This is a genomic window from Kitasatospora sp. NPDC059571 (genome assembly GCF_042735675.1).
GTDB lineage: Bacteria > Actinomycetota > Actinomycetes > Streptomycetales > Streptomycetaceae > Kitasatospora.
Genome location: NZ_JBHWBW010000599.1, coordinates 1 through 4132, shown reverse-complemented (window position 1 = coordinate 4132; position 4132 = coordinate 1). Strand labels below are relative to the sequence as shown.

3 protein-coding genes are annotated in these 4132 nt (G+C 72.7%); 2 read left to right on the top strand and 1 reads right to left on the bottom strand.

Annotated elements, in window-relative coordinates; all coding sequences use genetic code 11:
- Positions 1–41: 41 nt before the first annotated feature.
- Positions 42–1223: an elongation factor Tu gene (tuf, locus tag ACFV0G_RS36310; protein WP_380557133.1), complete on the bottom strand. Its 1182-nt coding sequence runs from the start codon at positions 1221–1223 to the stop codon at positions 42–44.
- A gap of 457 nt (positions 1224–1680) precedes the next feature.
- Here tuf and tdh point away from each other — a divergent pair, with 457 nt between their 5' ends.
- Both tdh and ACFV0G_RS36300 read left to right on the top strand, forming a co-directional pair.
- A complete protein-coding gene (gene tdh / locus ACFV0G_RS36305; protein WP_380557131.1) occupies positions 1681–2709 on the top strand; it encodes an L-threonine 3-dehydrogenase in 1029 nt (342 codons plus the stop codon).
- Positions 2710–2742: 33 nt separating this feature from the next.
- Positions 2743–3948, top strand: a complete 1206-nt coding sequence (locus ACFV0G_RS36300; protein WP_380557129.1) for a glycine C-acetyltransferase — start codon at positions 2743–2745, stop codon at positions 3946–3948.
- Positions 3949–4132 lie beyond the last annotated feature (184 nt).

The window sequence follows — 4132 nt, the reverse complement described above, 5'->3', positions numbered from 1 at the left end:
CAGGTACGGCACCGTGCCGTACGGGCCCGGCGGGGCCGGTGTCAGGCCAGGACGGCGAGCACCGAGCCCGCGGCGACCGTCCGGCCGCCCTCGCGGACTGCGAAGCCGAGGCCCGGCTCCAGCGGGACGGGCCGGCCGAGCTCGACCGTCAGCTCCACGGTCTCGCCGGGCCGGGCGACCCCGGCGTCGCCGCTCAGCCGCACGTCGCCGACCACGTCGCCGGTGCGCAGGTAGAACTGCGGGCGGTAGCCGGTGGCGATCGGCGTGCTGCGGCCGCCCTCGGCCGCCGACAGCAGGTGCACCCGCGCGGTGAAGCGGGTGTGCACCGAGGCGGTGCCGGCCGCCGCGACGACCTGCCCGCGGCGGACCTGGCCGCGCTGCACGCCGCGCAGCAGCAGCGCGACGTTGTCGCCGGCCTCCGCCGACTCCATCGTCCGGCCGAAGGTCTCCACGCCGGTGACCACCGACGCCACCTCCGCGTCGTACCCGACCACCTCCACCCGGTCGCCCAGGCGGACCCGGCCGCGCTCGACGGCGCCGGTCACCACCGTGCCGCGCCCGGTGATGGTGAGGACGTTCTCCACCGGCATCAGGAACGGCGCGTCGGTGTAGCGCACCGGCGTCGGCACGTAGGCGTCGACCGCGTCCAGCAGCTCCAGCAGGGCGGCCGACCAGCGCGGGTCGCCCTCCAGCGCCCGCAGCCCGGAGACCGGGACGATCGGCAGGCCCTCGCCGTCGTAGCCGTGCGCGGACAGCAGCTCGCGGACCTCCAGCTCGACCAGTTCGAGCAGCTCCGGGTCGCCGGCGTCGGCCTTGTTCAGCGCGACCACGACGTGCTCCACACCGACCTGCCGGGCGAGCAGCACGTGCTCGGAGGTCTGCGGCATGACGCCGTCCTGCGCGGAGACGACCAGGATCGCGCCGTCCAGCTGGGCCGCCCCCGTGATCATGTTCTTCACGAAGTCGGCGTGGCCGGGCATGTCGACGTGCGCGTAGTGGCGGGTCGCCGTCTCGTACTCGACGTGGGCGATGTTGATGGTGATACCGCGGGCGGCCTCTTCCGGGGCGCGGTCGATCCGGTCGAACGGGACGAACGAGCCGCCGCCGCGCTCGGCGAGCACCTTGGTGATGGCGGCGGTCAGCGTGGTCTTGCCGTGGTCGACGTGGCCCATGGTGCCGATGTTGAGGTGCGGCTTGGTCCGCACGAAGGCCTGCTTGGCCATGAGGGGTCTGCTCCTGGAGTCGTCGCATGATGAGGGACCTCTGGGACGGCCGACCTTCCCCGTCCGAGGTCCCGGGACGTCCCGGGGAAGGTCAGCGTCGTGCGCCGTCGAATGCGGCTGCGACTGCCTGGGCAGCGGCCATCGCGCCCGCGGCTGCGGGGAACTCGGCGATGGCGGTGCGGAACATGCGGATCATCGTGCCCGCGCGGGCCGGCCTTGCGCCAACGGTTTTCCGTCCCGCCCGGGCCCGGCCGCGGTAGCCCGTCCGAGTGGCTTGGGCAGGCCCGCGGAGACCTCGCGGCGCCGCTCGGGGACGATCGTGAAGCCCAGCTGCGACCGCCGTTAAGAATTCCTCGATGGACCGCACCGGCTCTGACCAGGCAGATTGCAGTGTGCCCGGCGAGGCAGGGGTTGCATCGCCGGGCCATCAGTCGATCGTGCGTCAGGAGCGCTCGCCGTGAAGGCACTCGTCAAGCAGAAGGCCGAGCCCGGGCTCTGGCTGATGGACGTCCCCATGCCGGAGATCGGCCCCGCCGATGTGCTGATCAAGGTGCTGCGCACCGGTATCTGCGGCACCGACCTGCACATCCGCAAGTGGGACGGCTGGGCGCAGCAGACCATCAGCACGCCGCTGACGATCGGCCACGAGTTCGTCGGCGAGGTCGCGGCGGTGGGCGCCGCGGTGGCCGACGTCGCAGTGGGCGACCTGGTCAGCGGCGAGGGCCACCTGGTCTGCGGCAAGTGCCGCAACTGCCTGGCCGGCCGCCGCCACCTGTGCCGCAACACCATCGGCCTCGGCGTCAACCGCGACGGCGCCTTCGCCGAGTACGTGGCGCTGCCGGCCTCCAACGTCTGGGTGCACCGGGTACCGGTCGACCTGGACGTCGCCGCGATCTTCGACCCGTTCGGCAACGCCGTGCACACCGCGCTGTCCTTCCCGCTGGTCGGCGAGGACGTGCTGGTCACCGGCGCCGGCCCGATCGGCATCATGGCCGCTGCCGTCGCCAAGCACGCCGGCGCCCGCAACGTGATGATCACCGACGTCTCCCCGTACCGCCTGGAGCTGGCCCGCCAGGTCGGCGTCTCGCTCGCCCTGGACGTCTCGCAGCACACCATCGAGGAGGGCCAGCAGAAGCTCGGCCTGCGCGAGGGCTTCGACGTCGGCCTGGAGATGTCCGGCCGCCCCGAGGCGATGCAGTCGATGATCGCCAACATGACGCACGGCGGCAAGATCGCCATGCTCGGCCTGCCGGCGGACGACTTCCCGGTCGACTGGGCGCGGATCGTCACCTCGATGATCACCATCAAGGGCATCTACGGCCGCGAGATGTTCGAGACCTGGTACGCCATGTCCGTCCTGCTGGAGGGCGGGCTCGACCTCAGCCCCGTGATCACCGGGCGCTACGCCGCCGCCGACTACCAGGCCGCCTTCGACGAGGCCGCGAGCGGCAACTGCGGCAAGATCATCCTCGACTGGACCGTCTGACCCGCACGACCCCCCGACCTAGGAGTCTTCACCGTGTTCGACAACGTCCGCGACGACCTCGCCGCCACCCTGGACGAGATCCGCGAGGCCGGCCTCTTCAAGCCCGAGCGCGTCATCGGCACCCCGCAGTCGGCCGAGGTCACGGTCACCGGCGGCGGCCGCCCCGGCGAGGTGCTGAACTTCTGCGCCAACAACTACCTGGGCCTGGCCGACCACCCGAAGGTCGTCGCCGCCGCCAAGGACGCCCTGGACCGCTGGGGCTACGGCATGGCCTCCGTCCGCTTCATCTGCGGCACCCAGGACGTGCACAAGCAGCTGGAGGAGCGCCTCTCGCACTTCCTCGGCCAGGAGGACACGATCCTCTACTCCTCCTGCTTCGACGCCAACGGCGGCGTCTTCGAGACCCTGCTGGACGAGCGCGACGCGGTCATCTCCGACGCCCTCAACCACGCCTCGATCATCGACGGCATCCGGCTCTCCAAGGCCCGCCGCCACCGCTACGCCAACCGCGACCTCGCCGACCTGGAGCAGCAGCTCAAGGCCACCCAGGACGCCCGCCGCCGGCTGATCGTCACCGACGGCGTGTTCTCCATGGACGGCTACATCGCCCCGCTGCGCGAGATCTGCGACCTCGCCGACCGCTACGACGCGATGGTCATGGTCGACGACTCGCACGCGGTGGGCTTCGTCGGCCCGACCGGCCGCGGCACCCCCGAGCTGCACGGCGTGATGGACCGTGTGGACATCATCACCGGCACCCTCGGCAAGGCCCTCGGCGGCGCCTCCGGCGGCTACGTCGCGGCCCGCCGCGAGATCGTCGCCCTGCTGCGCCAGCGCTCCCGCCCGTACCTGTTCTCGAACTCGCTCGCCCCGGTGATCGCCGCGGCCTCGCTGACCGTGCTGGACCTGCTGGAGAGCTCCGGCGACCTGCGCGAGCGGCTCGCCGCCAACACCGAGCTGTTCCGCCGCCGGATGACCGAGGAGGGCTTCAAGATCCTGCCCGGCGAGCACGCCATCGCCCCGGTGATGATCGGCGACGCCGCCGAGGCCGGCCGCCTCGCCGAGCTGCTGCTGGAGCGCGGCGTGTACGTGATCGGCTTCTCGTACCCGGTCGTGCCGCACGGCCAGGCGCGGATCCGGGTGCAGCTCTCCGCCGCCCACTCCACCGAGGACGTCGAGCGGGCCATCGCCGCGTTCGTCGACGCCCGCGCCGCGATGGGCGCGACCGCGGCGGAGTGACCGACCAGGCGCGGACCTACCCTCACCGCGCCCTCCCGGGGGCGATCCCCAGCCCCCGCAGAACCCCCGGGCCGGGCACCCCCCCCCCCGGGGCGGGCGGGGCGGCCATTGTCCCGGGGGCGCCGGGTGGGGTGGTCGACCCCCGCCTAGGGGGCGAGGCCGAGCTCGGCGATGAACATCGTCG